Origin of the sequence: Rhodopseudomonas palustris (assembly GCF_013415845.1) — a bacterium.
GTDB lineage: Bacteria > Pseudomonadota > Alphaproteobacteria > Rhizobiales > Xanthobacteraceae > Rhodopseudomonas > Rhodopseudomonas palustris_F.
The window spans coordinates 615,190-637,158 of the sequence record NZ_CP058907.1; the positions used below are offsets into that span (position 1 = coordinate 615,190).

A 21,969-nucleotide genomic window follows, 5' to 3' on the forward strand; every position below is an offset into this window, starting at 1 on the left:
TTTAGATTTTGTAAATCATCACGAACACGGCCGCGACCAGCGGCACCGTCGCAGTGATGCCCCAGATCAGCCAGGTCTTGGCGTCGCGCCAGTATTGCGCCGGGATCTCGCCGCCCTGGGCGAAGCTGCGCGCCGTGCGGGCCTGCCGGATCTGCAGCGGGATCAGAATGCCGAACCACATCAGGCCGGAGATCACGAACATGATCTGCCCGGCCACCAGCCAGAACGAGTTGAACAGCGGCATGTCCTTGACCAGCGCGGCGCCGTAGCCGCCGATGATGATCAGGGCGATGCCGGTCAGCGTGAAGATGAAATCCGACACCGTGACGCCGCGCTGCGCGTGCGCGACGATCTTCGGATCGCGGGTCATGTCGGAGAACGCTTTCCAGAAGGCGGTGATGGTAACGTTGCCGACCAGAACGACCACGCCGACGACGTGGAGAAACTTGAAAACATCATACATCGGGTCTGTTCCGCGCCTGTGCCGTCGTGAGCAGCACTCCGCCGCGCCACTGCTCGATTTTTCGCTTCGTGCTCATGGTTTTAGGATGATTGTCAAATCGACCTTCGTCGCGGCGTCGCGCGCATCTTGTTCCCGATCGGATCGTCGGCTGCGCTCTGCGTGGGTGGGCTCGATGCGAGCGCGCCGGCGCGTCTTTAGTTGTCACGAGCATCGCGTCGAGCGCAACGACTGTGGCCACAGAGTCTGTGGCTGCTTCAAGACGCCGCGCTGGATGACCGTGCCGCCGAATCGCTGGGCATCGCCGCGGAGGGAAGCGCAGCGAGGAACATTCGAACCGGCAGCCTGTTGGCCGTGACCGCGACAGGAGGACGACATGAAACAGGTAATGCTCGCTGCGGCGCTTGGTGCGGCCATCGGCGTGTTCGCCGCCGGTGGCGCTTCGGCTCAGACCACAGGTCCGGCCCCGCAGGACTCGACGAAGATGAACAATCCAATGTCTCCCGGCTCGTCGGCGGGCACGGCAAAGACCAGCACGCGCCAGGGCGCCACCACGGGCATGGCAGCCAAGACATCCAAGAAACACCCGACGAAGAAAAACGACGTGCAGCCCAGCAGCATGTCGAAAGGCAGCGCCAAGTAGCTCGCGTTTGCCGAATTCGTCCACGATGATGGCCCGCCGCCCCCAAGCTGCGGGCCATTTTGCGGGTGGCTGCCGGTGGACCCGATTACCGTCCAAGGCCTACCATATTGCAACGCAGCAATTATATGGAAATCCGGGCAGGGGCCCAGACCAGGAGCGACCGTGTCACTTAAGAATCCTATCGACTTCCTCGGGCAGCTCCGAAAAATGCAAAGCATGAATGGTTTGGGTTGGGGGGAGGTGCCTACCGACAACCGCCTGATCGAGACCGTCTCGTTCGGTACCAATCCGGGCGATCTCCGGATGTTCTCGTTCGTCCCCAAAGGGGCGATGCAGCGGCTGCCGCTGGTGGTCGTTCTGCACGGCTGCACCCAGAATGCCGCCGCCTACGAAATCGGCGCCGGCTGGTGCACGCTGGCGCAGCGCTATGGGTTTGCGTTGCTGCTGCCGGAACAGACCCGCACCAACAATCCCAACACCTGCTTCAACTGGTTCAGCCCGGACGACATCCGTCGCGGCAGCGGGGAAGTCGGCTCGATCCACCAGATGATCGAGCATATGACGCGCACGCATCAGATCGATCAGGCGCGGATCTTCGCCACCGGCCTGTCGGCGGGCGGCGGGATGACCGCAGCGCTGCTGGCGACCTATCCGGACGTGTTTGCCGGTGGTGCGGTGATCGCCGGCCTGCCCTATGGCGTCGCGCACAATGTCCGGCAGGCGCTGAAGGAAATGCGCCATGCCACGCCGCGCTCAGGTCATGAGCTCGGCGAGCTGGTGCGTGACGCCACCGCGCATCAGGGACCGTGGCCGAAGCTCGCCGTCTGGCACGGCGACGCCGATCGCACCGTCGACCCGGCGAATGCGGATGCGCTGGTGCGGCAGTGGCTCGACCTGCACGGCCTCGCCGAAGCGCCGACCGCACAGAACGAGGTCTGCGGCTATCCCCATCGCGCGTGGCGCAATTCGAGCGGTGAAACCGTGGTCGAATCCTACACCGTCACCGGGATGGCACACGGCACGCCGCTCGGCGCTGGCGCGGGCGACGAGCGCTACGGCGTCGCCGGCGCGTATCTGCTCGATGTCGGGATTTCGTCGTCCTATCACATCGCTCAGTTCTTTGGGCTGACGAGCCGGATTCACCAGCCGCGGTCCGCGGACACGTCAGCCAAAGATCGGCCGGCCCATGATGGGCATCGCGAACTGACCACGGACGTAGCACGCAGGAGCCGCAAATCCGCCGGAACCGGGCATGCCGAGGGGGCAGCGGCGCCGCCGCACGGCAAGCGCGGGATCGATGTCGGTGCGGTGATCACGCGTGCGCTGACCGCTGCCGGATTGATGAAGTAGGCGGCGCGGTTGCAACTTCGGACTGCCCTCAAGATCGCCGTCGTCGTCGGTCATTGGTGCAGCGGGGTACGGAACAGATCGCGTGACACCGACTTGTCAGACTACCTTTACCGAACGGGAGTCTGACCATGATCAATCGTTTTGCCGGAACCGCCATCGTCGTCCTTGCGCTCGCCGCGCCCGCTGTCGCCCACGCCCAAGGCGTACCCGGTGGCATCGAGCGTGGTGCACGTGACGGCGAGCGGGCCGCTGGTCCGGTCGGCGCGGTCGTCGGCGGTACGATCGGTGGCGTCGTGGGTGGCGTAGCCGGCATTCTCGGTGTCGACGATCGCCCGCAGTTCCGTAGCTACGTCGTCGAACAGCGCCACCCGTCGTATCGCTATCGCGATGAAGTCCGGGTTGGTGTCGTTCTCCCCGGCGACGGCGTGACGTATTACGAAGTGCCGGATCGCTTCGGCCGTGCCAGCGAGTATCGCTACACTGTGGTGAACGATCGCACCGTGCTGGTCGATCCCCGCACCCACAAGGTGGTCGAGATCATCGAGTAATCGGACCGCTGAGCTCGCTTAGCTGATCAATCCAAGGTCGGGCCGCGTCGAGGGACGTGGCCCGATCTTTATTGCTTAGGGTCGCGCGCGTTGCAGTGTTTCCGAGGGCTTTTCACCGAACATGTCGCGATAGTCGCGGGCGAAATGCCCGAGATTGGAAAAGCCGCAGGACAGCGCTGCAGCCGTGACCGTGGTGGGCGTCGCGCCGTCCGACAGCAGGTTATGGGCGTGCTGCAGCCGCACCCGCTTGGCGAAGGCCATCGGCGAGTAGCCACGGCTGCGCTGGAACGCCTTGAAGATGCCGCGTGAGCTGATCCCGGTCAGAGCCGTCAGCTTCTCGATGGTGATCGGCCGCATCCAGTTGGCTTCGATATATTCCTCGACCTGGCGGACGTGCTTCGGCGCGATCCCGTGCGACTCCCGTTCGAGCTGCCGGCTGTAATTGTGCCGGAAGGCGCTGAGGAACAGCAGGGTGATCGCTTCCTGCAGCTCGGCCAGAACCACCGGCGGCAGCGGGCTGCAATTCAGCTGATTGGCCAGGAAGCACAGCATCCGGCGCAAGTTGACCACCTGCGGAGCTTCGTTGTTGGCCGCCGGCTCGAATTCGAGCGAAGCCTTCGGCTTGCAGCCGAGCAGGGTGGTCAGCTTCCGCTCCAGCGCCGAGGTGCTTATGCGCAGCAGGGTGAAGCTGTAGTTCTGCCCATACTCGGTGCGGGCATTGCGGCCCGGCGAGATGATGCCGGCCTGCCGTGCGTTGATCGCCGTGCTGGTGCCGCCGCTGCGGGTGGTGAACTGCCCGGAGAGCGCGATCTGCAGCCGCGCACATTCCCCCTCGGGGAATTCGACCGCGATTGATCCCGTGCCGACACCGAAGGCGAGCGCGATGTCATCGAGCTGGACGAAATTGCTGCGCGCATGGAAGTCAGCGGCGATGGGACCTTCCACCAGCTTGGCGCCGTAAACGGAGCTCAAGGCCTGTCGCAGTTCTTCCGGATCGGCGGTGTCGAACGCGGGGTACCTGGAGAGTGGTTCGTTGAGAAGCTCGACGGTCATCTCCGATTACGTCTCCAGTCCGCACGCAACATTCCAGCCAATCCTGGTAACAGAACGGGGGGACCGGATGTCCTCGTAAGATTCCCAGGTATTTGCCGAAAATTGGACGTAGCAGCGGGCAATAGGTTCAAATGGCTGACCAGAGCACCTTTTGGTGGCTCGCACGGAAAGTTGGTGGCTCGCACGGAAAGCGGTTTTGGCCAGCGCGAACGAGTCGCGCCGGCCGGGTCAGATCGGAAAACAGGTCAAATCGGAAAAACGAAAGAGCCGGAGGCGGCGATCAGGCTTCGCCGGTCAGGAACGGGTTGGTCAGGCGCTCCTGACCGAAGCTGGAGCCGGGGCCGTGACCGCAGATGAAGCCGACGTCGTCGCCGAGCGGCAGCAGCTTCTGGGTGATCGACTGAATCAGGGTGGCGTGGCTGCCGCCCGGCAGATCGGTACGGCCGACCGAGCCGGCAAACAGCACGTCGCCGACGAAGGCGAACCGCATCGCATCGTTGAAGAACACCACGCTGCCCGGCGAATGGCCGGGGCAGTGCAGGATCTGAAAATTCAGCTCGCCGATGCTGACGCTGTCACCGTCGTCGAGCCAGCGGTCCGGGGTGACGTCGCGGACGCCGTCGATGCCGAAGCTGCGCCCGGAGTTGACGACGTTGTCGAGCAGGAACTGGTCGTCGCGATGCGGGCCGATCACCTCGACCTTAAGGGCATCGCGCAGATCGGCGGCGCCGCCGACATGGTCGATGTGGCCATGGGTGAGCCAGATCGCGCCGACGTCGACTTTGGTTTTTTCGATCGCGGCCAGGATCTCGGGCACGTCGCCGCCGGGATCGACCACCACAGCCTTGCGGGTGGCTTCGCACCACAACAGCGTGCAGTTCTGTTGGAACGGCGTCACGGGAATGATCGCGGCGCCGGCTTTGGCCTTGGTCTGGGTCTCGCTCATGGCCGGACAATGCCGCGTCGAAGAGGGTGAGTCAAAGCTGAGCTCACCCTCCAATATCGCGGCTGCGCCCGAACGGGCGGCGTCGCTCGCTATCGCTTCAGCTGCGCCTTCAGGGTCGCCTCGACCTCGCGGTCGAACGACGAGGCCTGCTTCGGCTGCTTGTCGCGCTGGGCCAGCAGATAGGCATCGCGCTGCTTGACCAGGGCCGCGAGTTTGTCGTTGAGCGCCTTGCGGGCCGTCATCTGCGCGTCGAGCTTGGCGGCACGTTGTTCGGCCGGCAGCGCGCGCAACTCGGGCGGCAGATCCTCCTCCTTGACCTGATCGAGCTTCTGTCGACCTGCCTGCACGTCGCTGACCAGGTCGCCGCCGCCGGTGACGGCTTCTGACGAACTGCGGGCGCGCTTGTTGATGTAGCTGGCCATGTCGGACGCCGACGCCGGTGCCGAGGCTGCGACCTTGGCGAGCTGTCCGGTCTTCTCTTCGGTCCGCCGCTGCATCGGCGCCGGGCCGTAGGGGATCACGGTGCCGTTGATCTGTTTCTGCAGGATGATGATGTCGTCGTCGTACGGCGTCTGGATCACCACGATCTGCCCGCCATCCTGCGGGATCGGAATATAGCGGCCACGGCCGCCGTCAGCGATTTCATGCCACACCCGCGCGGTGTCGCGTGCGTCGCCCGCCTGCACCGCGTTGACGATGATGTCCTTCTGCCGGGCGACCGCCAGGGTCTCCGGGTATTTGGTATCCTGCGCGTAGTCCATATGCGGCGGAGCATCGCCGACCAGGAACACGATGCGGCGGGTGTCGCCGCCCTGCCGCCAATGCAGCTTGTTGATCGCCGTATCGAGTGCCTCGTTGACGCTCTCGGGCCAGTCCCCGCCACCGCGCGCCTGCAGTTGCAGGAGTTGGCCGTAGAGGTCCTGGATATCGGTGGTGAGATCGACGCTGCGGACCACGTAGTCGTCGCCGATGTCCCGATAGGCGACCAGCCCCATCCGGATGTCGGCGTCGGGATTGTCGTCGAGGATCGTGGTGGCGATCGACCAGATCTTGCGCTTGGCGCCTTCGATCAGGCCGCTCATCGAGCCGGTGGTGTCGAGCACGAATGCGACTTCGACCGACGGACGCGCGTGCGCGGCCGTCGCGAAGGAGAGTGGAAGCGCCAGCGCCGCCAAGGTCAGCGCAGTTTGGAAGGTGATGCGTTTCATCGTGATGGTCTCCGGCGCCCCCGCCAAGCCCGCAACTCAATGCTCCGCCGTGCAGCGCCTTCGAAGAAGGTGCCGCCGCAACGGTCCTGCGGCCGAGGACGGAACTGACGTGACCGGTTGGGCACCTGCTCCGACTTCGGCTAGACTTGGACGCGATGGAATCGAATGCCGTTCAAATGATTCTGCCGCGTGATTTGCGGCAATCGGAGACCGCGCTGAACATCGCGCGCGGCACGCAGCGGCTGCTGCGTTCGCTGGGCTTTGCCTGCGTCAGCGAACTGCCGCTGCCGTCCGGGCGGCGCGCCGATCTGGTGGCGCTGAATGAGCGCGGCGAGATCTGGATCGTGGAGATCAAATCGTCGGTCGAGGATCTGCGGGCTGATCACAAATGGCCCGATTACCGGGCGCATTGCGACCGGCTGTTCTTCGCCTTCACCCAGGATCTGCCGTGCGAGATCTTTCCGGCCGAAACCGGGCTGATCGTGGCCGACGGCTACGGCGCCCACCTGCATTGCGAAGCGCCGGAGCACAAGCTGCCGGCGGCCACTCGCAAGGTGATGATGCTGCGCTTCGCGCTGGCCGCCGCCCAACGCCTCGGCCGCCTCAGCGACCCGCAGGGATTTGCGGACGGGTAGTTATCCGCCGTCATTCCGGGGCGCCGCGTCGCGGCGAACCCTGAATCTCGATGGATTCTTTGCGTGTCGGATTCCGGGTTCGCGAGCTTTCGCTAGCGCCGCGGAATGACCGCGCTGATCATCGGCAGAGAGCTGGACTTACCGCGGCGCGCGCTTGGCGAGGATGCGCTGCAGGGTGCGGCGGTGCATGTTGAGGCGGCGCGCGGTCTCGGAGACGTTGCGGTTGCACATCTCGTAGATGCGCTGGATGTGCTCCCAGCGGACGCGGTCGGCCGACATCGGGTTCGGCGGCGGTTCGGATTTCTCGGTGCCGGTCGAGAGCAGCGCCGCGACGACGTCGTCGGCGTCCGCAGGCTTCGACAGATAGTCCACTGCGCCCATCTTCACGGCGGTGACCGCGGTGGCGATGTTGCCGTAACCGGTCAGCACGATGGCGCGGCAATCGGGGCGCTCTCGCTTCAGCGCCGAAACGACATCGAGGCCATTGCCGTCGCCGAGGCGAAGATCGACCACCGCAAACGCCGGCGCCGCCTTGCCGATCTGGGCGAGACCGCTGGAGACGCTGTCGCAAGCCGTGACCGCAAAGCCGCGCGTTTCCATCGCCCGGGCCAGCCGGTCGAGGAACGGCTTGTCATCCTCCACGATCAGCAGCGAGCGATCGGTGTGGTCATTCAGTTCGGGAATGGCGTTCACGGCGTGGCTCCTCGTCGAGTGTCACAAGATATGGGGGTGCGACACCGCGCTGCCAAGAGCGAAAGCCTGCGACCGGAGCGCGCGGGGCAGGTCAAGCCATTGTTTCTTCGGTCTTTTCGATGGTCTCGAAGCGGTTCCTGGGCCAGCTGAGCTGGACGATGGCACCGTGATCCGGGAAGGTCTTGTTGCGGAACTCGACCTTGGCACCGGTTCGCTCCAACAGGGTCCGGGCGATGAACACGCCAAGGCCGAGCCCGGAGCGCTCACGATTGGGGTCGTCGGCGCTGCGGCGGCGCGACAGATAAGGCTCGCCGATCCGGCGCAGCACGTCCGGCTTGATGCCGGGTCCGTCGTCCGACACCACGATCTGCACGGTCTCGGCATTCCACCAGGCGTTCACCTCGACGGCGGTGCGGGCGAAGTCGACCGCGTTCTCCAGGATATTGCCGATGCCGTACAGGATCGCGGGGTTGCGCATCACCACCGGCTCGGGTTCGCCGTGCTGCGCCAGCCGGATCTTGATGGCGATGCCGAAGTCGCGATGCGGCGCTACTGCTTCCTCGATCAGCGTCGACAGCGGCATCCGGTCGAACGGCGCGCCGGCCGACGACAGCTGGGCGATCTTGCCGAGGATCTCACGGCAGCGCTGCGCCTGTTCGCGCAGCGTCCGCAGGTCGGAGGCCATCTCAGGCGGGGCGGTTGTCTCCAGCTCGCGCGAGATCAGGAAGATGGTCGACAGCGGCGTGCCGAGTTCGTGCGCGGCCGCGGCGGCGAGGCCATCGAGCTGGGTCAGATGCTGCTCGCGCTCCAGCACCAGTTCGGCGGCCGACAGCGCATCGGCGAGCTTGCGGGCCTCTTCGGTGACCTGGAAGGTGTAGAGGCTGGTGACGCCGATCGCGAGCAGGATCGAGAGCCAGACCCCGACCAGATAGATCCGCGGCAGCGCCACCGGCTCCTCGCCGGCCCAGGGCAGCGGCAGATGGCTGTAGCCGAGGAATGCCGCGCAGCCGGCCGCGAAGATCCCGAGCGAGATCGTCATCCGGGTCGGCAGCGCGGTGGCGCTGATCAGCACCGGCCCGAGGAACAGGAACGCGAACGGGTTCTGCAGGCCGCCGGTAAAGTACAACAGGCCCGCCAGCTCGGAGATGTTGAGCGCGAGCAGCAGCGCGGCGTAGATCGGCTCCATCCGCTGCATCGGATTGAAGGCGATCTGCAGCGCGAGGTTGACCAGGCCCGACACGGCGATGATGACGATGCACGGCATCACCGCGAAGTCGAATTCCAGCCCTTCCGAGACCACGAAGATCGCGGAGAGCTGGCCGAGCGCCGCCAGCCAGCGCAGTCGTAGGATGGTATCGAGGCGAACATGGCGCCGCGGATGCCGGAAGTCGGCGGAAATCAGATCATCGGACATGCGCCGGACAGTAGCGTCGGCGCAACGGGATGCCAATTGACGCCGCCCGCGGCGGATCGCCCGGCTGCAAGCTTGCGCTCTCGGCCGGCAATCGCCAAACAGGCGGCATGATGGCGATCGATAGCGTTGGCCGGGCGGACGACCCGGCGGGGTCTTCCTCCGTGTCTGCGGCGATCGAGGTCTCGCATCTGGTCAAGACCTACAAGATCACGCGGGCGGTCGACGACATCTCGTTCCGCGTTCCGCGCGGCAGCATCACCGGACTGCTCGGCGGCAACGGCGCGGGCAAGACCACGACGATCGCGATGATCATGGGGCTGGTGCTGCCGACCGCAGGGCGGATCCGCGTACTCGGCTGCGCGATGCCCGAGCAGCGCGCCGATGTGCTCGGCCGGATCAATTTCGAAAGTCCTTATGTCGACATGCCGTCGCGGCTGACGGTGCGGCAAAACCTGACGGTGTTCGGCCAGCTCTACGCGGTGCCGGACTTGCGCGGCCGGATTGCCGAACTCGCCGCCGATTTCGATCTGACCGACTTTCTCGACCGCGCCTCCGGCAAATTGTCGGCCGGGCAGAAGACCCGGGTGGCGCTGGCAAAGGCGCTGATCAACCAGCCCGAATTGTTGCTGCTCGACGAGCCGACCGCTTCGCTCGATCCCGACACCGCCGACTGGATCAGGTCGCATCTGGAAAGTTATCGCAAGCGCCGCGGCGCCAGCATCCTGCTGGCTTCGCACAACATGCTCGAGGTCGAGCGGCTGTGCGATCGCGTCGTGATCATGAAGCGCGGCCGGATCGAGGACGACGATACTCCGTCGGCAATCATGGCGCGCTATCACCGGTCGACGCTGGAGGAGGTGTTTCTCGACGTCGCCCGCGGCCGGGCACGGGATGCTGAATCATGAGAAGTCTGGTCGCCAGCCTCGAACTCGGTCACGGCCTCGCCTGGCATCGCATCAGCGCCATGGTGCTGCGCTATTGGTACCTGCTGCTGTCGTCGTGGCCGCGGCTGTTCGAGCTGGTGTACTGGCCGGCGCTGCAAGTGATCACTTGGGGCTTTCTGCAAAGCTACGTGGCGCAGAATGCCGGGTTCTTCGCCCGCGCCGGCGGCACGCTGATCGGCGCGGTGATCCTGTGGGACATTCTGTTTCGCGGTCAGCTCGGGTTTTCGATCTCCTTCCTTGAGGAGATGTGGGCGCGCAATCTCGGCAACCTGATGATGAGCCCGCTGAAGCCGCTCGAGTTTCTCATCGCCTTGATGATCATGAGCCTGATCCGTCTCGCCATCGGTGTGGTGCCGATGGTGGTGCTGGCGATGACGCTGTTCGACTTCAATCTGTTCGGCTTCGGGCTGCCGCTCGGTGCGTTCTTCTGTAACCTGATCTTTACCTCGTGGGCGCTCGGCATCTTCGTGTCCGGGCTGGTGCTACGCCACGGTCTCGGCGCCGAGAGCATCGTGTGGAGCCTGATGTTCGGGGTGATGCCGCTCGCCTGCGTGTACTATCCGGTGGCGGTGCTGCCACATTGGCTGCAGTTCGTCGCCTGGACGCTGCCGCCGACCTATGTGTTCGAAGGCATGCGCGCGTTGCTGATCGATCACCAGTTCCGCGGCGATCTGATGCTGTGGGCGCTCGGCATCAACGTGGTGCTGTTCGTGGCTGCGTTCATCAGTTTTCTGGCGATGCTGAACAGCGCCCGGCGCCACGGCTCGCTGATCCAGAGCGGCGAGTAGGACGATTCCGGACAGGCCTGTGGACTGTCCGTGCTTACTTTTTACGCCGCGAAGCGCATATTTCGATCTTGTGATTGACGCGCCTGTACCCAGCCGCCAGTATGTTGCGCTGCACGGGGTTACGAGGGACACGACACGATGCCGGTTGTCATTGGTGAATTTGGTCGCCCGCCGGATATGCCTGCGGAAGTCAGTCCGGCGCTCACCACGCCGATGTACTGGTTTTACGAGATGGCGCACGCCTCGCTGAATCCAGCGCGGGCGATGTCGGACGCGACCAAGCTGGCGTTCAAGAACCCGCTCAACCCGTGGAGCCACACCGAATTCGGCAAGTCGATCGCCGCGGCCTGCGAAGTGTTCGAACGCACCACCCGCCGCTACGGCAAGCCGGAGTGGGGGCTCGACGACACTGAAGTCAACGGCATGCGGGTCCCGATCGAGATCCACAACGTCTGGGAAAAGCCGTTCTGCCGGCTGTTATATTTCGAACGCAAGCTGGAGCGTCCGCTGCGCCATCCGCAGCCGCGGCTGCTGATCGTGGCGCCGATGTCCGGCCACTACGCCACGCTGCTGCGCGGCACCGTCGAAGCTTTCCTGCCGACCCATGAGGTCTACATCACCGACTGGGCGGACGCCCGGATGGTGCCGATGGCCGCCGGCCGGTTCGACCTCGACGATTATGTCGATTATGTCATCGAGATGCTGCAGACGCTGGGCGGCAACGTTCACGTCATGGCGGTGTGTCAGCCGTCGGTGCCGGTGCTGACCGCGGTGTCGGTGATGGAGGCGAACGAAGATCCATTCGTGCCGCTGTCGATGACGCTGATGGGTGGCCCGATCGACACCCGCCGCAGTCCGACAGCAGTGAACAACCTCGCGGCCGAGAAGGGCATCGACTGGTTCCGCAACCACGTCATCACCAAAGTGCCGTTCCCTCATCCGGGCTTCATGCGCGACGTCTATCCGGGATTTCTGCAGCTCAACGGGTTCATCAGCATGAACCTCGACCGGCACATGGACGCGCATCGCAATCTGTTCAACCATCTGGTTCAGGGCGACGGCGACCTCGCCGACAAACACCGCGAGTTCTACGACGAGTATCTGGCGGTGATGGATCTGACGGCGGAGTTCTATCTGCAGACCGTCGATCTGGTGTTCGTCAAGCACGCGCTGCCGAAGGGCGAGATGACGCATCGCGGCAAGCTGGTCGAGCCGTCCAAGGTCAAGCGCGTCGCGCTGATGACGGTGGAAGGCGAGAACGACGACATCTCCGGTCTCGGCCAGACCGAGGCCACGCATGGTTTGTGTTCGTCGATTCCGGATAATCGGCGCGTGCACTACGTGCAAAAGGGTGTCGGCCACTACGGTGTGTTCAACGGTTCGCGTTTCCGCTCGGAAATCGTGCCGCGGATCTGTGATTTCCATGCGTCGTCGACGAGCGATACGTCGGCGCGCGCGGCGGAGTGATTACTACGCGTCGTCGTTAGCTGGTGCTGTGGATGGCGCGTCGACAGATGATGAGTTTGCGCTGATAAATCAACGCGCAAGCATCCTGATGTCTTGTTTACATGGCCTGGGGGAATCTGGATTCAGGGGTTCCGCAAGTAGTGAGGAGTGAGTCACCTCTCAGGGCATGGTTTTGAATCAAAATTCGCGAAATTTTCGGGTTCCGGGCCCCATCACTTAGGGGTGCGACATCGGCTTTGCCCTGTATATTGGGCAAATGATTTGTTTTTGCGCCGAGCGCTTCCAATGGCGGCGGTTATGGCAGATTCCAGGGGACCTTCTTTTCCCTGGACCTGCAGACATGGCCCGCGCACTTCTCTATCGGCGCCCCACGGAGCCGTCGACCATCCCCGTTCGGCACGGCTCGCAGTTCTTCGCCGTTCGCATTCGCCGCCACCGCCGGGCGCGACGTTACACCTTGCGGATTCATCCGAGCGATCGCGAGGCGATCCTGACGATGCCGCCGCGCGGCACGCTCGCCGACGCCAAGGAATTCGCCCAGCGTCACGGCGCGTGGATCGCCGCGCGTCTCGGCCGGCTGCCGAAGGCGGCGCCGTTCCTGCCTGGCACCCTGGTGCCGCTGCGAGGTCATGACCATAAGATCGTGCATCGCGCCGGCCGCGGCACGGTGTGGACCGAAGTGCGCGAGTCCGGCGAAAAGATCCTGTGCGTCGCCGGCGAGACCGAGCACATCGAGCGCCGGGTGCTGGATTTCCTCAAGCGCGAGGCGCGCAAGGACCTTCAGAAGGCGTGCGATCGCTATGCGCCGGAGCTCGGCGTGAAGGTGACGCGGCTGTCGATCCGCGACCAGTCGAGCCGTTGGGGCTCGTGCACCTCGGCGGGCTCGCTGTCGTTCTCGTGGCGGCTGATCCTGGCGCCGTCCTATGTGCTCGATTATCTGGCTGCACACGAAGTGGCGCATCTGGTCGAGATGAACCACTCGGCGCGGTTCTGGCGCGTGGTCGGCAAGGTGTGCCCGCAGATGGAGCGCGCCAAGACCTGGCTCGACTCCTACGGCAACGACCTGCACCGCTACGGGATCAGCGACTGAACGCCTTGATTGCGGGCGCTGTGCCCGCGTCGCCCTCACCCCCGACCTTCTTCCGCAAGCAGGAGAGGGGGATCGGCTCCCGCTGGGTGAGGTCGCACCGTCAGAGACATCGACGCTCACAAAGCCATCGTCAGACGAAGAGGCGCGCTGTGTGGTCGGCGGCGGCGCCACGCGTGCGGCCGGCTCCCTCTCTCGCCTGCGAGAGAGGGGTGGGTGAGGGCAGCCAAGCAGGCCAACGCCTGCTGCTAACCGCTCAGATCTGCACGACGCATCACCGCCCGAACAGCCGATCCATCAGCCATCCATCCAGGCCGGCGTCGGCCTCCGGTCGCACATTGGCGCGGGTCGGCGGAGGCATCCGGCCTGACCCTGGGGGCGGCGGAGCGTTGATCACCTGGGTTTCGCCGCGCGGTCCGGCTTGCGCGATGGTGCCGCCGCCCGTCGGGGCGCCGCTTAGGCTCCCGCCGAGCGTGGAGGGCGTGCTGCTGACGATCGGGCCGCCGCTCCAGTCGCCCGGCAAGGGCTGCGGAGTCTCGCCCTTGAGCGCTTCGCGCATGAACCGCGTCCACACTTCGACCGGCAATCCACCGCCGGTCGCCTTCTTGGTCGGCGAGTTGTCATCGTTGCCGAGCCAGACGCCGGTGACCAGCGTAGAGGTGTAGCCGAGGAACCAGGCGTCGCGGAAATCCTGGCTGGTGCCGGTTTTGCCGGCCGCGACCCAGCCCGGCAGGTCCGCCTTGTGGGCGGTGCCGGAGCGCAGCGTCTCCTGCATCATGGTGTTCATCATCGCCACCGCGCGGGGGTCGACCACCCGGCTCGCCGGCTCGTCGCTGCGGACGTACAGCATCTTGTTGCCCTGCAAGGTGCGAATCCGCTTCACCACATGCGGCGACACCAATAGCCCGCCATTGGCGAAGGTGGAGTAGGCGCCGACCAGCTCGGTCAGCGTGACTTCCGAAGTGCCGAGCGCGATCGACGGGTTGGCGTCGAGCTTGGAGGCGATGCCGAGCCGGTGCGCGGTCCGAACCACGTTCTTCGGCCCGACCTCGAGCCCGAGCCGCACCGCCACCGTGTTCAGCGACATCGCCAGCGCCTGGGTCAGCGTGACCGAGCCGAAATATTCGTGGGTGTAGTTCTCCGGCTTCCAGCCTTTGAGATCGAGCGGCGCGTCCTGGCGGATGGTGTCGGGCGTCAGCCCAGCTTCGACCGCGGTCAGATACACGAACGGCTTGAATGCCGAGCCCGGCTGCCGCTTGGCGGTGACGGCACGGTTGAACTGGCTGTCGGCGTAATTGCGCCCGCCGATCATCGCCCGCACCGTGCCGTCCGGCGTCATCGCCACCAGCGCCCCCTGCGTCACCTTGTATTTGACACTCTTGGCGGCCAGCTCGTCGATGATCGCGGCCTCGGCGACCGACTGCAGCCTTGGATCGATCGAGGTCTCGACGATGATCGACTGGTCGATTTGGCCGACCAGATCATCCAGGACCTCGGTGATCCAGTCGGCGACGTAGTTGATGGTGCCGGCGCCGGTCGGCTTGACGGTGTAGACCGGGTTGGCGATCGCGGCCTGGGCCTGCTTGTCGGTGACGAAGCCGGCGTCCGCCATCGCGGCCAACACGATCTGGGCGCGCTTTTCGGCGCCTTCGGGATTGCGGTTCGGCGCGAGGCGCGAGGGCGATTTGACGAGACCGGCCAGCATCGCCGCCTCGACCAGCGTGACGTCCTTGGCCGATTTGCCGAAATACTTCTGCGCCGCAGCCTCGACGCCGTAGGCGCCGGAGCCGAAATAGACCCGGTTCAGATACAGTTCTAGGATCTCGGCCTTAGAGTGCTTGCGCTCCAGCCACAGCGCCAGCTCGACCTCCTGCAGCTTGCGGGTCAGCGTGCGGTCCTGCGTCAGGAACAGGTTCTTGGCGAGCTGCTGGGTCAGCGTTGAACCGCCCTGCGACACGCCCCGGTGCAGCACGTTGGCCACCGCGGCGCGGGCGATGCCGAGCGGATCGACGCCGAAGTGCTGATAGAACCGCCGGTCTTCGATCGCGATGAATGCTTTCGGCAGGTACGGCGGCAGCTCCTTGAGCGCCACGTTGGTGCCGGCCTGCTCGCCGCGCACCGCCATGGTCGAGCCGTCGTCGGCCACGATGGTGATGGTCGGCGGCCGCTTCGGAATCTCCAGCGACTGGATCGGCGGCAGGTGCGCGCCCACCCAGACCATGACGCCGACCACGGCCAGCACCGCCCAGATGCCGGCGACCGCGCTCCAATACACCACGCGGCCGACCGCCTGGCGCACCGACGCGATCACGCCCTTGCGCGGCTTGCGCTTGCTGCGCGCTCCGCCGCCGGCCTTGCCCGCGGGTTTCTTCTTCGGCTTGTCGTCGGCCACGTTCACCCGATCCTGCGGCGTCAGGCGCATGTCGGCGAGCGATTCACCGGACCCGAATTTCGGCTCTCGCCTCTCGCCGGCTTTTTTCCTGCCCCACGCCATCGCATCGTCCACGCCGACCGTTACCGGCGACGCTAGCGAAGCCGGTTTAAGGCCCGGTAAAGCGAAGGTTAAAGTCGGGTTCCCGATTTGACGGAACCGCGTAGACTTGAGCCATCTCAAGACCTTGCGCTACAGCTCTGCGATCGATGCGGCGCCTGCCGACCGTACAGAAGGAACCAATGATGACGAGGGTGTTGAGGACCGCGGAGGAGATCGAGGCCCTGCTGCTGCAGGACGTCCGCGGCCAGCGTCATTGCGACAAGGTCGAGGCGATCCGGATCCGGCCGTGCCAGCCCTGCGACGACACCAACGGTGCCAATTGGAAAGTCGCTTCGGTCGATCCCGGCCAAGCCAGCCGCGAATTCGCCGGCGCCGCGGTGATGACCGCGATGGATCGGCTTCAGCGCGAAGTCAGTGCGATCCCGTGGGAGTAATCGCGAGGATCAGCGACCCGTGGCGGTTCTGATTTAGGCGGAGCCGTTCCCTTGGTGAGTGCCAAGCTGCTGCACCGGCAATCGGGTATCCGCGTTTAGTGATAGTTGCGGCGTCGCGGCGTCGCGCCGATCTCGCCCATCAGCCAACTCTTCATCTTGGCCCGGCTGGCGAACCGCTTGGCCTCTTCGAGCAGCTCGTCGCGCTCCTCGCCGGCCGGCGTCAATGCCGCCTCGATGTACTTGGCGACCGCCAGCTCCTCGAGCTGCTCGACGGTGAAATAGCGGTTGCTGGTGCTGTCTGCTCTCATGCTGATCCGCCGCCGCAGGCAGCGCCTCCACTCAACGGCTTCCACTCCCGTTTATTGCGGACATTCGATCCCGATTCGGTCAGCCTGTCTGTGCAGAATTGGTCGATATCCGGCGACATACCGGGCGTCCCTGGTATCCGGCTGACTAACGCTCGGCTTTGAGGCTTTTGGAAACGTGCCTTGCGCGACCTGGTATCGACGGTTGCGGTTGCAAAAGCGGCAAAAGTCCGGGTCGCGAGTTCCATTCGCGGCCCGGACTGACATAGCGGACAGCCGAACTGATTGCGGCGATTACATCGCCGCATCGTCCTCGATGATCGGGCCGAACAGTTCCCAGCGCTCGCCGTTGAACTTCATCATCCGGAGCTGCTTGTTGACCCGGAAGTCAGTCGGCGAAGTGTTGACCGACATGCCCGGCAGCGACAGGTCGCCAACGATATTCTTCAGGTTGGCGGCCTGCTTCATGACGTTCTCGCGGGTCAGGTTGTCGCCGCACTGCTTGAGGATCGTGATTAGCAGCTCTGCGGTGCTGTAGCCGTAGCTGTTGACGGTGTTGAGCTTGTCGCCCTCCGGATAGTACTTGTCCATGAAGGCGAAGTACTTCTTCACGCCCTCATCGTTGGCCCATTGTGGGTCGGCAGGGTCCTTGCCGTAATTGACGCTGATGATGCCTTTGGAGATGTCGAGGCCGGCCGGCTTGAGCGTCGCCGACACCGGGCTGGCGTTGATGTCGAGGATATGGACCGGATTCCAGCCGAGGTCTGCGACCTTCTTGATCGCCTGCGCGGCGAAGCGCGGTGTCGAGGCGTTGTACAGCAGCGTGGCGCCGGCGGACTTCAGCTTGACGATCTGCGAGTCGACGGTCGGGTCGGTGAGCTCGTAGGAGGCTTCGGCGACGATCATCTTGTCGGCCTTGTCGCCGAGTGCGGCGCGAAGGCCGGTGACGTAGTCGCGGCCGAGGTCGTCATTCTGGAACAAGATGCCGATCTTGGCGTCGGGGTGATGCTGCAGGATATAGCGGCCGTAGATGCGGCCTTCGGTCTGGTAGTTGGGGTTGAAGCCCATCGTCCAGGGGAAGTTCTTTGGATCGGTGAACCGCGTCGCGCCGGTCGAGGCCAGCAGTTGCGGCACCTTCTTGGCGTTGAGATATTTCTGCACGGCGGCGTTGGATGGCGTGCCGATGATCTGGAAGGTCAGCAACACCTCGTCGCTCTCGACCAGCTTGCGAACCTGCTCGACGGCCTTGGGCGGCGAATAGGCGTCGTCGTATTGAATCAGGTTGATCTTGCGTCCGTTGATGCCGCCTTGCTCATTGATCATCCGCATATAGGCGGCCTGCGTCTTGCCGATGCCCGCATAGGCTGACGCCGGGCCGGAGAACGGCACGGTTTGGCCGATCTTGATCTCGGTGTCGGACGCTCCCGGATCGTATTTTTTCTGCGCCGCGGCGGGTGCGGCGGACAGCGCAACGGTCGCAAGAGCCGCCACGGCGGCCCGATACAGGCTCTTCATCGCTGGTCTACTCCCTATGGCCTTATGACCGGCGGCGTTTTGCCTGCCGCCGTTAGCGGGGAGTGTGGATCAGCACTTGAGGTCTGGCAATGCCGCTCTGACGCGTCGTGCAATTTGCCGCGCTGTGCGATGCAGCATCCTAATTGCCGACTACGCGATCCACGCTGCGATCAGCGCCAACGCGGCGGGAGCTGCCTGGACGTAGAGAATGCGCCGGCTCACCGTCCAGGCGCCGTACAATCCGGCGACGATGACGCAACCGAGGAAGAAGGTCGCTAGCTGCAGCGCCACCGCGGCGTTCGGGTGCAGCAGCGACCAGATCAGCCCGGCAGCCAGGAATCCGTTGTACAGACCCTGATTGGCGGCCAGCACCGCGGACGCTGCGGCCTTGTCGGGACTATTGCGAAACACCTTGAGCCCGAGCGGCTTGGTCCAGAGAAACATCTCGAGCACGAGAAAGAAGACGTGCAGGGCCGCGACCAGCGCGACAAGAAAGGTGGCAGCGGCGTTCACGCACAGGCTCCGGTGGCAGACATCGGCGGCTCAATCGTGATACTAGCACGGCCAAACAAATTCAAAGCAACAGGAGGGGCGCATGACCGGCCATATCGATCCAACCAAGGAAGTGTTCGCGCAGTTTCGCGCCAATGATCGCGAAGGTCCGATCCACATGCTCAATCTTGTGCGGCTGCGTCCGCGCGCGGCGTATCCGGATGGGCGCGAAACCACTGGCGCCGAAGCCTACGCGGCGTACGGCCGCGACTCGGGCCCGGTGTTCGAGCGGCTCGGCGGCAAGGTGGTGTGGCAGGGACAGTTCGAACTGATGCTGATCGGTCCGCAGGACGAGCACTGGGATCACGTATTCATCGCCGAGTACCCGAGTGTTGCGGCATTCGTGGAGATGATTCGCGATCCGGTGTATCGCGAGGCGGTGAAACACCGTCAGGCGGCTGTCGAGGATTCCCGACTGATCCGCTTGAAGCCGCTGAAGCCTGGCAAAGGATTCGGCGAGATCCCGACCTGATCCGTCCGACGTCAGGATAGGACTGTGGTAGCGCCGCTTCGGCGCTTCCTATAGTTTGCCTTCCATCTTGCGTTCCTTCCCGGAGATTCGATCGATGCGCCTGTCGGTGCGCCTGACCCTGGCGATGACCGCGCTGGTGGCGTGTACGGTGGCGGCGATCGGAGTGCTCGCTTACTACAATATCGGCCGGGCGGTGGTGCCGTCCGGACTGACACGGCTCGCCTATCAGGCCAAGGCGCGGCTCGGTGCCTACGAGTCGGTGCTCCGCATCATCCGCAACGAAGTGTTGTCGGCCCGGCTGTTGCCGGCGCATCTCGGCATCGCGCGGGCGCAGCGCGGCAGCGGCTTCGATCCCGAAGTCGGGCTGAGCGACGCGCAATGGCGCAAGCATCTGGCCGCGGCCTATGCGGGGAACATGCGGGTCAAGCCCGGCATTCTGGCGTATCGCCTGATCGGCGTCGCCGACGATGGCCGCACCCTGATCGCTGTCGATCGCCATGGTCCGAACGGTAGCGTACGAACGGTGCCGGACGCCGAGCTGACGCGGCTCGGCGGCGATGAAGCGTTCCGCCGCGCTTTGGAACTCACCGGCGATGAGGTGTTCTTCTCGCCGATCCGGATCTTCTCCGACACGAACAACGCCGGCACGGTTCCATCTTCGCCGCGATTCACCGTGGCTGCGCCGGTCCGCGATGAGGAGGGCACCGTGTTTGCGGTGCTGATGGTTACGCTCGACCTGCGGCCGATTTTCGAGCGCATCCGTGACGTGCTGGACAACGACACCGACGTGTACTTCGTCGAGGCCGACGGCAGCTACATGATGACCTATATCGATGGTCGGATCCTGCCGGCCGAGCCGGAGCGGCGCTGGCAGGACGACTTTCCGCAACTGGCGGCCACGCTCGGCGACAAGCCTGGAACCGCGGCGGTGTTCTCCCGCCCCGATGGCGAGCGCGTCGCCGCCGCAATCGTGATGGCGACGCTGTCGAGCGGCGTACGCACCGCTGTGATCGAAACCGAGCCTCTGGAACGGATCATGGCGCCCGCCACCGCGCTGCGGACGTCGGGATTGATCGTCGGCCTTGCCGCCATCCTCGGTGCGGTGCTGCTGTCGGCGCTGTTGTCGCGCTCGCTGGCCAAGCCGATCGCGCAACTGACCCGCGCGGTGATTGCGTTCTCACGGACCGGGCGGCTGGTGGTGCCGGTTGGGCTGCACGGCGAGAGCCGCATCCTCGCCGACGCGTTCGACGAAACCGTCGCCAAGATCGACGCAGCGAATGCGGCGCTGCGCGGCAAGTCCGAACTGCTCGACAAGACCATCGCCAGTATGGCGGATGCGGTCGCTGTGCTCGACGCCGACGGCAAGCGGGTGTTTGCCAATCCGACCTGCGTGACGTTGTTCGGAGTCGCGGAAGATATCGGCTCCGAGCGCTGGAAGCTGAAATACAAGCGCTTCCTCGCCGACGGCGTGACGCCGATGCCGGACTACGACAGCCCGGCGGCGCGGGCGCGGCGCGGCGAGAGTTTCGACAACGTCGAACTCGGTATCCGACATGGCGACGACCCGGTGGTACAGCTCGCCGCAAGTGCGCGGCGGATCGAGAACCCCGACGGTTCGTTCGCCGGCGCGGTGATCGTGTATCGCAACCTGACAGCGTTCAAGGAATCCGAGCGGCAGCTGCGCCAGGCGCAGAAGATGCAAGCGATCGGCCAGCTCACCGGCGGCGTCGCGCACGACCTCAACAACATTCTCACCGTGATCACCGGCGGCATCGAAATTCTCGCTGACGGCGTGTCCGACCGGCCGGGGTTGAAGGATGTCGCCGCGATGGTCGACCAGGCGGTGACGCGGGCCTCCGATCTCACCCACGGCCTGCTGTCGTTCTCGCGCAAGCAGCCACTGCAGCCGCGCAGCATCGACGTCAACGCGCTGATGCTCGACACCGTCAAGCTGCTGCGGCCGACGCTTGGGGCCGGCATCGAGATCGATGTCGAGCCTGCGCCTGATCTGCGGCCGGCGCTCGCCGATCCGTCGCAGCTCGGCAGCGCGCTGATCAATCTTGCGATAAACGCCCGCGATGCGATGAAGGGTAACGGCAAGCTGCTGCTGGAGACCGGCAACGTCGACCTCGACCAGGCCTATGCGGCACAGCACGACGAAGTCAGCGCCGGACGCTACGTGATGCTGGCTGTGAGTGATACCGGCTGCGGCATTCCGGCGTCGATCCGCGATCGGGTGTTCGAACCGTTCTTCACCACCAAGGCGGTCGGCGAGGGCACCGGGCTTGGGCTGAGCATGGTGTACGGCTTCGTCAAGCAGTCCGGCGGCCACATCGAGCTGTACAGCGAGGAAGGCCACGGCACCACCATCCGGCTGTATCTGCCTTATGCCGCGGCGAATCTCGATGTCGGGCCCGACAGCGCTGCACCGCCGCTGGCGCAAGGCGGGCGCGAGTCGGTGCTGGTGGTGGAAGACGATGCGCTGGTGCGTAGCTACGTGATGACGCATCTGAAGGCGCTCGGCTACACGGCGCATTCGGCGGCTTCTGCGGCGGAAGCGATGTCGATGGTGTATGACGACGTCGAGTTCGATCTGCTGTTTACCGACGTGATGCTGTCCGGCGGCATGAACGGGCCGCAGCTCGCCGACGAGCTGCGCAAGTACAAGCCGAATCTGAAGGTGCTGTTCACTTCCGGCTATACCGAGAATGCGATGCTGCATCACGGCCGGCTCGACCCCGCGGTGATGCTACTGCCGAAGCCGTATCGCCGCGCCGATCTGGCCCAGATGCTGCGCCGGGTGCTCGACGCCGAAGCCGACGTGCCGGCGAAATAAATCGGCCTTTTCAACAGGGAACACGGCGAAACGGTTTGGCCCGGTGCGGCGCCCGAGGGGTTATGCACACGTGGCGCACCGGCCGGTCACGTGTGCTGCATCTTGGCCGCAAGATCGCGTAGGTT

Annotated in this window: 21 protein-coding genes; 11 read left to right on the forward strand and 10 right to left on the reverse strand. The window is 64.9% G+C overall.

What is annotated here, in order from left to right; translation table 11 throughout:
• Nucleotide 1 precedes the first annotated feature (1 nt).
• Nucleotides 2-463: a DUF2269 family protein gene (locus tag HZF03_RS02850; RefSeq protein WP_119017364.1), complete on the reverse strand. Its 462-nt coding sequence runs from the start codon at nt 461-463 to the stop codon at nt 2-4.
• A 373-nt stretch (nt 464-836) separates the two neighbouring features.
• Between HZF03_RS02850 and HZF03_RS02855 the strand changes: the two genes are divergently transcribed.
• The 3 genes from HZF03_RS02855 to HZF03_RS02865 all read left to right on the forward strand — a co-directional run bounded on the left by HZF03_RS02855 (nt 837) and on the right by HZF03_RS02865 (nt 3,001).
• Nucleotides 837-1,103, forward strand: a complete 267-nt coding sequence (locus HZF03_RS02855) for a hypothetical protein (RefSeq protein WP_012494248.1) — start codon at nt 837-839, stop codon at nt 1,101-1,103.
• A 162-nt stretch (nt 1,104-1,265) separates the two neighbouring features.
• On the forward strand, nt 1,266-2,453 hold the full coding sequence (locus tag HZF03_RS02860; RefSeq protein WP_119017365.1) for an extracellular catalytic domain type 1 short-chain-length polyhydroxyalkanoate depolymerase: 1,188 nt from the start codon (nt 1,266-1,268) through the stop codon (nt 2,451-2,453).
• A 128-nt stretch (nt 2,454-2,581) separates the two neighbouring features.
• Nucleotides 2,582-3,001: a DUF1236 domain-containing protein gene (locus tag HZF03_RS02865; protein WP_011156134.1), complete on the forward strand. Its 420-nt coding sequence runs from the start codon at nt 2,582-2,584 to the stop codon at nt 2,999-3,001.
• Nucleotides 3,002-3,076: 75 nt separating this feature from the next.
• On the opposite strand, the gene HZF03_RS02870 is transcribed toward HZF03_RS02865, so the two are convergent.
• The 3 genes from HZF03_RS02870 to HZF03_RS02880 form a co-directional block, all read right to left on the reverse strand.
• A complete protein-coding gene (locus tag HZF03_RS02870; RefSeq protein ID WP_012494250.1) occupies nt 3,077-4,054 on the reverse strand; it encodes an AraC family transcriptional regulator in 978 nt (325 codons plus the stop codon).
• Nucleotides 4,055-4,334: 280 nt separating this feature from the next.
• Nucleotides 4,335-5,000, reverse strand: a complete 666-nt coding sequence (locus tag HZF03_RS02875; protein WP_012494251.1) for an MBL fold metallo-hydrolase — start codon at nt 4,998-5,000, stop codon at nt 4,335-4,337.
• Between the two features lie 89 nt (nt 5,001-5,089).
• Nucleotides 5,090-6,208, reverse strand: a complete 1,119-nt coding sequence (locus HZF03_RS02880) for a vWA domain-containing protein (protein ID WP_119017366.1) — start codon at nt 6,206-6,208, stop codon at nt 5,090-5,092.
• A gap of 155 nt (nt 6,209-6,363) precedes the next feature.
• On the opposite strand from HZF03_RS02880, the gene HZF03_RS02885 reads away from it, so the two are divergent.
• Nucleotides 6,364-6,843 (forward strand): MmcB family DNA repair protein, encoded by a 480-nt coding sequence (locus HZF03_RS02885; RefSeq protein ID WP_041809418.1) that lies wholly within the window; start codon nt 6,364-6,366, stop codon nt 6,841-6,843.
• 138 nt (nt 6,844-6,981) lie between these two features.
• Here the strand turns inward: HZF03_RS02885 and HZF03_RS02890 are convergent, their stop codons facing one another.
• Nucleotides 6,982-7,536 (reverse strand): ActR/PrrA/RegA family redox response regulator transcription factor, encoded by a 555-nt coding sequence (locus tag HZF03_RS02890; protein WP_011156139.1) that lies wholly within the window; start codon nt 7,534-7,536, stop codon nt 6,982-6,984.
• Between the two features lie 91 nt (nt 7,537-7,627).
• Nucleotides 7,628-8,950 carry an ActS/PrrB/RegB family redox-sensitive histidine kinase gene (locus HZF03_RS02895; protein WP_119017367.1) on the reverse strand — a complete coding sequence of 441 codons (1,323 nt, stop codon included), beginning with the start codon at nt 8,948-8,950 and terminating at the stop codon, nt 7,628-7,630.
• Between the two features lie 107 nt (nt 8,951-9,057).
• On the opposite strand from HZF03_RS02895, the gene HZF03_RS02900 reads away from it, so the two are divergent.
• The 4 genes from HZF03_RS02900 (at nt 9,058) to HZF03_RS02915 (ending at nt 13,239) form a co-directional block, all read left to right on the forward strand.
• Nucleotides 9,058-9,855, forward strand: coding sequence for an ABC transporter ATP-binding protein (locus tag HZF03_RS02900; protein ID WP_179906255.1), 798 nt, complete (start codon nt 9,058-9,060; stop codon nt 9,853-9,855).
• Nucleotides 9,852-10,682 carry an ABC transporter permease gene (locus tag HZF03_RS02905; RefSeq protein ID WP_119017368.1) on the forward strand — a complete coding sequence of 277 codons (831 nt, stop codon included), beginning with the start codon at nt 9,852-9,854 and terminating at the stop codon, nt 10,680-10,682. Before HZF03_RS02900 ends, HZF03_RS02905 begins: the two co-directional genes overlap by 4 nt.
• A 138-nt stretch (nt 10,683-10,820) precedes the next feature.
• A complete protein-coding gene (locus HZF03_RS02910; protein ID WP_011156143.1) occupies nt 10,821-12,149 on the forward strand; it encodes a polyhydroxyalkanoate depolymerase in 1,329 nt (442 codons plus the stop codon).
• Between the two features lie 256 nt (nt 12,150-12,405).
• Nucleotides 12,406-13,239, forward strand: a complete 834-nt coding sequence (locus tag HZF03_RS02915) for a M48 family metallopeptidase (RefSeq protein WP_119017369.1) — start codon at nt 12,406-12,408, stop codon at nt 13,237-13,239.
• Between the two features lie 271 nt (nt 13,240-13,510).
• Here the strand turns inward: HZF03_RS02915 and HZF03_RS02920 are convergent, their stop codons facing one another.
• Nucleotides 13,511-15,730, reverse strand: coding sequence for a transglycosylase domain-containing protein (locus HZF03_RS02920; protein ID WP_119017498.1), 2,220 nt, complete (start codon nt 15,728-15,730; stop codon nt 13,511-13,513).
• 182 nt (nt 15,731-15,912) lie between these two features.
• Between HZF03_RS02920 and HZF03_RS02925 the strand changes: the two genes are divergently transcribed.
• On the forward strand, nt 15,913-16,164 hold the full coding sequence (locus HZF03_RS02925) for a hypothetical protein (protein ID WP_012494257.1): 252 nt from the start codon (nt 15,913-15,915) through the stop codon (nt 16,162-16,164).
• Nucleotides 16,165-16,259: 95 nt separating this feature from the next.
• Here HZF03_RS02925 and HZF03_RS02930 read toward each other — a convergent pair whose 3' ends face one another.
• The 3 genes from HZF03_RS02930 to HZF03_RS02940 all read right to left on the reverse strand — a co-directional run bounded on the left by HZF03_RS02930 (nt 16,260) and on the right by HZF03_RS02940 (nt 18,497).
• A complete protein-coding gene (locus HZF03_RS02930; RefSeq protein ID WP_011156147.1) occupies nt 16,260-16,472 on the reverse strand; it encodes a hypothetical protein in 213 nt (70 codons plus the stop codon).
• A gap of 291 nt (nt 16,473-16,763) precedes the next feature.
• A complete protein-coding gene (locus HZF03_RS02935; RefSeq protein ID WP_119017370.1) occupies nt 16,764-17,984 on the reverse strand; it encodes an ABC transporter substrate-binding protein in 1,221 nt (406 codons plus the stop codon).
• 150 nt (nt 17,985-18,134) lie between these two features.
• The gene (locus HZF03_RS02940; protein ID WP_011156149.1) at nt 18,135-18,497 is read right to left on the reverse strand and encodes a DUF1304 domain-containing protein; all 363 of its coding nucleotides are present in this window, start codon (nt 18,495-18,497) and stop codon (nt 18,135-18,137) included.
• Between the two features lie 82 nt (nt 18,498-18,579).
• On the opposite strand from HZF03_RS02940, the gene HZF03_RS02945 reads away from it, so the two are divergent.
• Both HZF03_RS02945 and HZF03_RS02950 read left to right on the forward strand, forming a co-directional pair.
• Nucleotides 18,580-19,008: a DUF1330 domain-containing protein gene (locus HZF03_RS02945; protein ID WP_011156150.1), complete on the forward strand. Its 429-nt coding sequence runs from the start codon at nt 18,580-18,582 to the stop codon at nt 19,006-19,008.
• A 94-nt stretch (nt 19,009-19,102) separates the two neighbouring features.
• Complete coding sequence (locus HZF03_RS02950; protein ID WP_119017371.1) at nt 19,103-21,844, forward strand: hybrid sensor histidine kinase/response regulator; 2,742 nt, start codon at nt 19,103-19,105, stop codon at nt 21,842-21,844.
• The last annotated feature ends 125 nt before the right edge of the window (nt 21,845-21,969 follow it).

What these genes read in the sequence shown, in the direction of transcription:
- HZF03_RS02850 (WP_119017364.1), bottom strand. Translation starts at nt 463, where the DNA reads ATGTATGATGTTTTCAAGTTTCTCCACGTCGTCGGCGTGGTCGTTCTG.
- HZF03_RS02855 (WP_012494248.1), top strand. Translation starts at nt 837, where the DNA reads ATGAAACAGGTAATGCTCGCTGCGGCGCTTGGTGCGGCCATCGGCGTG.
- HZF03_RS02865 (WP_011156134.1), top strand. Translation starts at nt 2,582, where the DNA reads ATGATCAATCGTTTTGCCGGAACCGCCATCGTCGTCCTTGCGCTCGCC.
- HZF03_RS02870 (WP_012494250.1), bottom strand. Translation starts at nt 4,054, where the DNA reads ATGACCGTCGAGCTTCTCAACGAACCACTCTCCAGGTACCCCGCGTTC.
- HZF03_RS02875 (WP_012494251.1), bottom strand. Translation starts at nt 5,000, where the DNA reads ATGAGCGAGACCCAGACCAAGGCCAAAGCCGGCGCCGCGATCATTCCC.
- HZF03_RS02880 (WP_119017366.1), bottom strand. Translation starts at nt 6,208, where the DNA reads ATGAAACGCATCACCTTCCAAACTGCGCTGACCTTGGCGGCGCTGGCG.
- HZF03_RS02885 (WP_041809418.1), top strand. Translation starts at nt 6,364, where the DNA reads ATGGAATCGAATGCCGTTCAAATGATTCTGCCGCGTGATTTGCGGCAA.
- HZF03_RS02895 (WP_119017367.1), bottom strand. Translation starts at nt 8,950, where the DNA reads ATGTCCGATGATCTGATTTCCGCCGACTTCCGGCATCCGCGGCGCCAT.
- HZF03_RS02900 (WP_179906255.1), top strand. Translation starts at nt 9,058, where the DNA reads ATGATGGCGATCGATAGCGTTGGCCGGGCGGACGACCCGGCGGGGTCT.
- HZF03_RS02905 (WP_119017368.1), top strand. Translation starts at nt 9,852, where the DNA reads ATGAGAAGTCTGGTCGCCAGCCTCGAACTCGGTCACGGCCTCGCCTGG.
- HZF03_RS02910 (WP_011156143.1), top strand. Translation starts at nt 10,821, where the DNA reads ATGCCGGTTGTCATTGGTGAATTTGGTCGCCCGCCGGATATGCCTGCG.
- HZF03_RS02915 (WP_119017369.1), top strand. Translation starts at nt 12,406, where the DNA reads ATGATTTGTTTTTGCGCCGAGCGCTTCCAATGGCGGCGGTTATGGCAG.
- HZF03_RS02920 (WP_119017498.1), bottom strand. Translation starts at nt 15,730, where the DNA reads ATGGCGTGGGGCAGGAAAAAAGCCGGCGAGAGGCGAGAGCCGAAATTC.
- HZF03_RS02925 (WP_012494257.1), top strand. Translation starts at nt 15,913, where the DNA reads ATGACGAGGGTGTTGAGGACCGCGGAGGAGATCGAGGCCCTGCTGCTG.
- HZF03_RS02930 (WP_011156147.1), bottom strand. Translation starts at nt 16,472, where the DNA reads ATGAGAGCAGACAGCACCAGCAACCGCTATTTCACCGTCGAGCAGCTC.
- HZF03_RS02935 (WP_119017370.1), bottom strand. Translation starts at nt 17,984, where the DNA reads ATGAAGAGCCTGTATCGGGCCGCCGTGGCGGCTCTTGCGACCGTTGCG.
- HZF03_RS02945 (WP_011156150.1), top strand. Translation starts at nt 18,580, where the DNA reads ATGACCGGCCATATCGATCCAACCAAGGAAGTGTTCGCGCAGTTTCGC.
- HZF03_RS02950 (WP_119017371.1), top strand. Translation starts at nt 19,103, where the DNA reads ATGCGCCTGTCGGTGCGCCTGACCCTGGCGATGACCGCGCTGGTGGCG.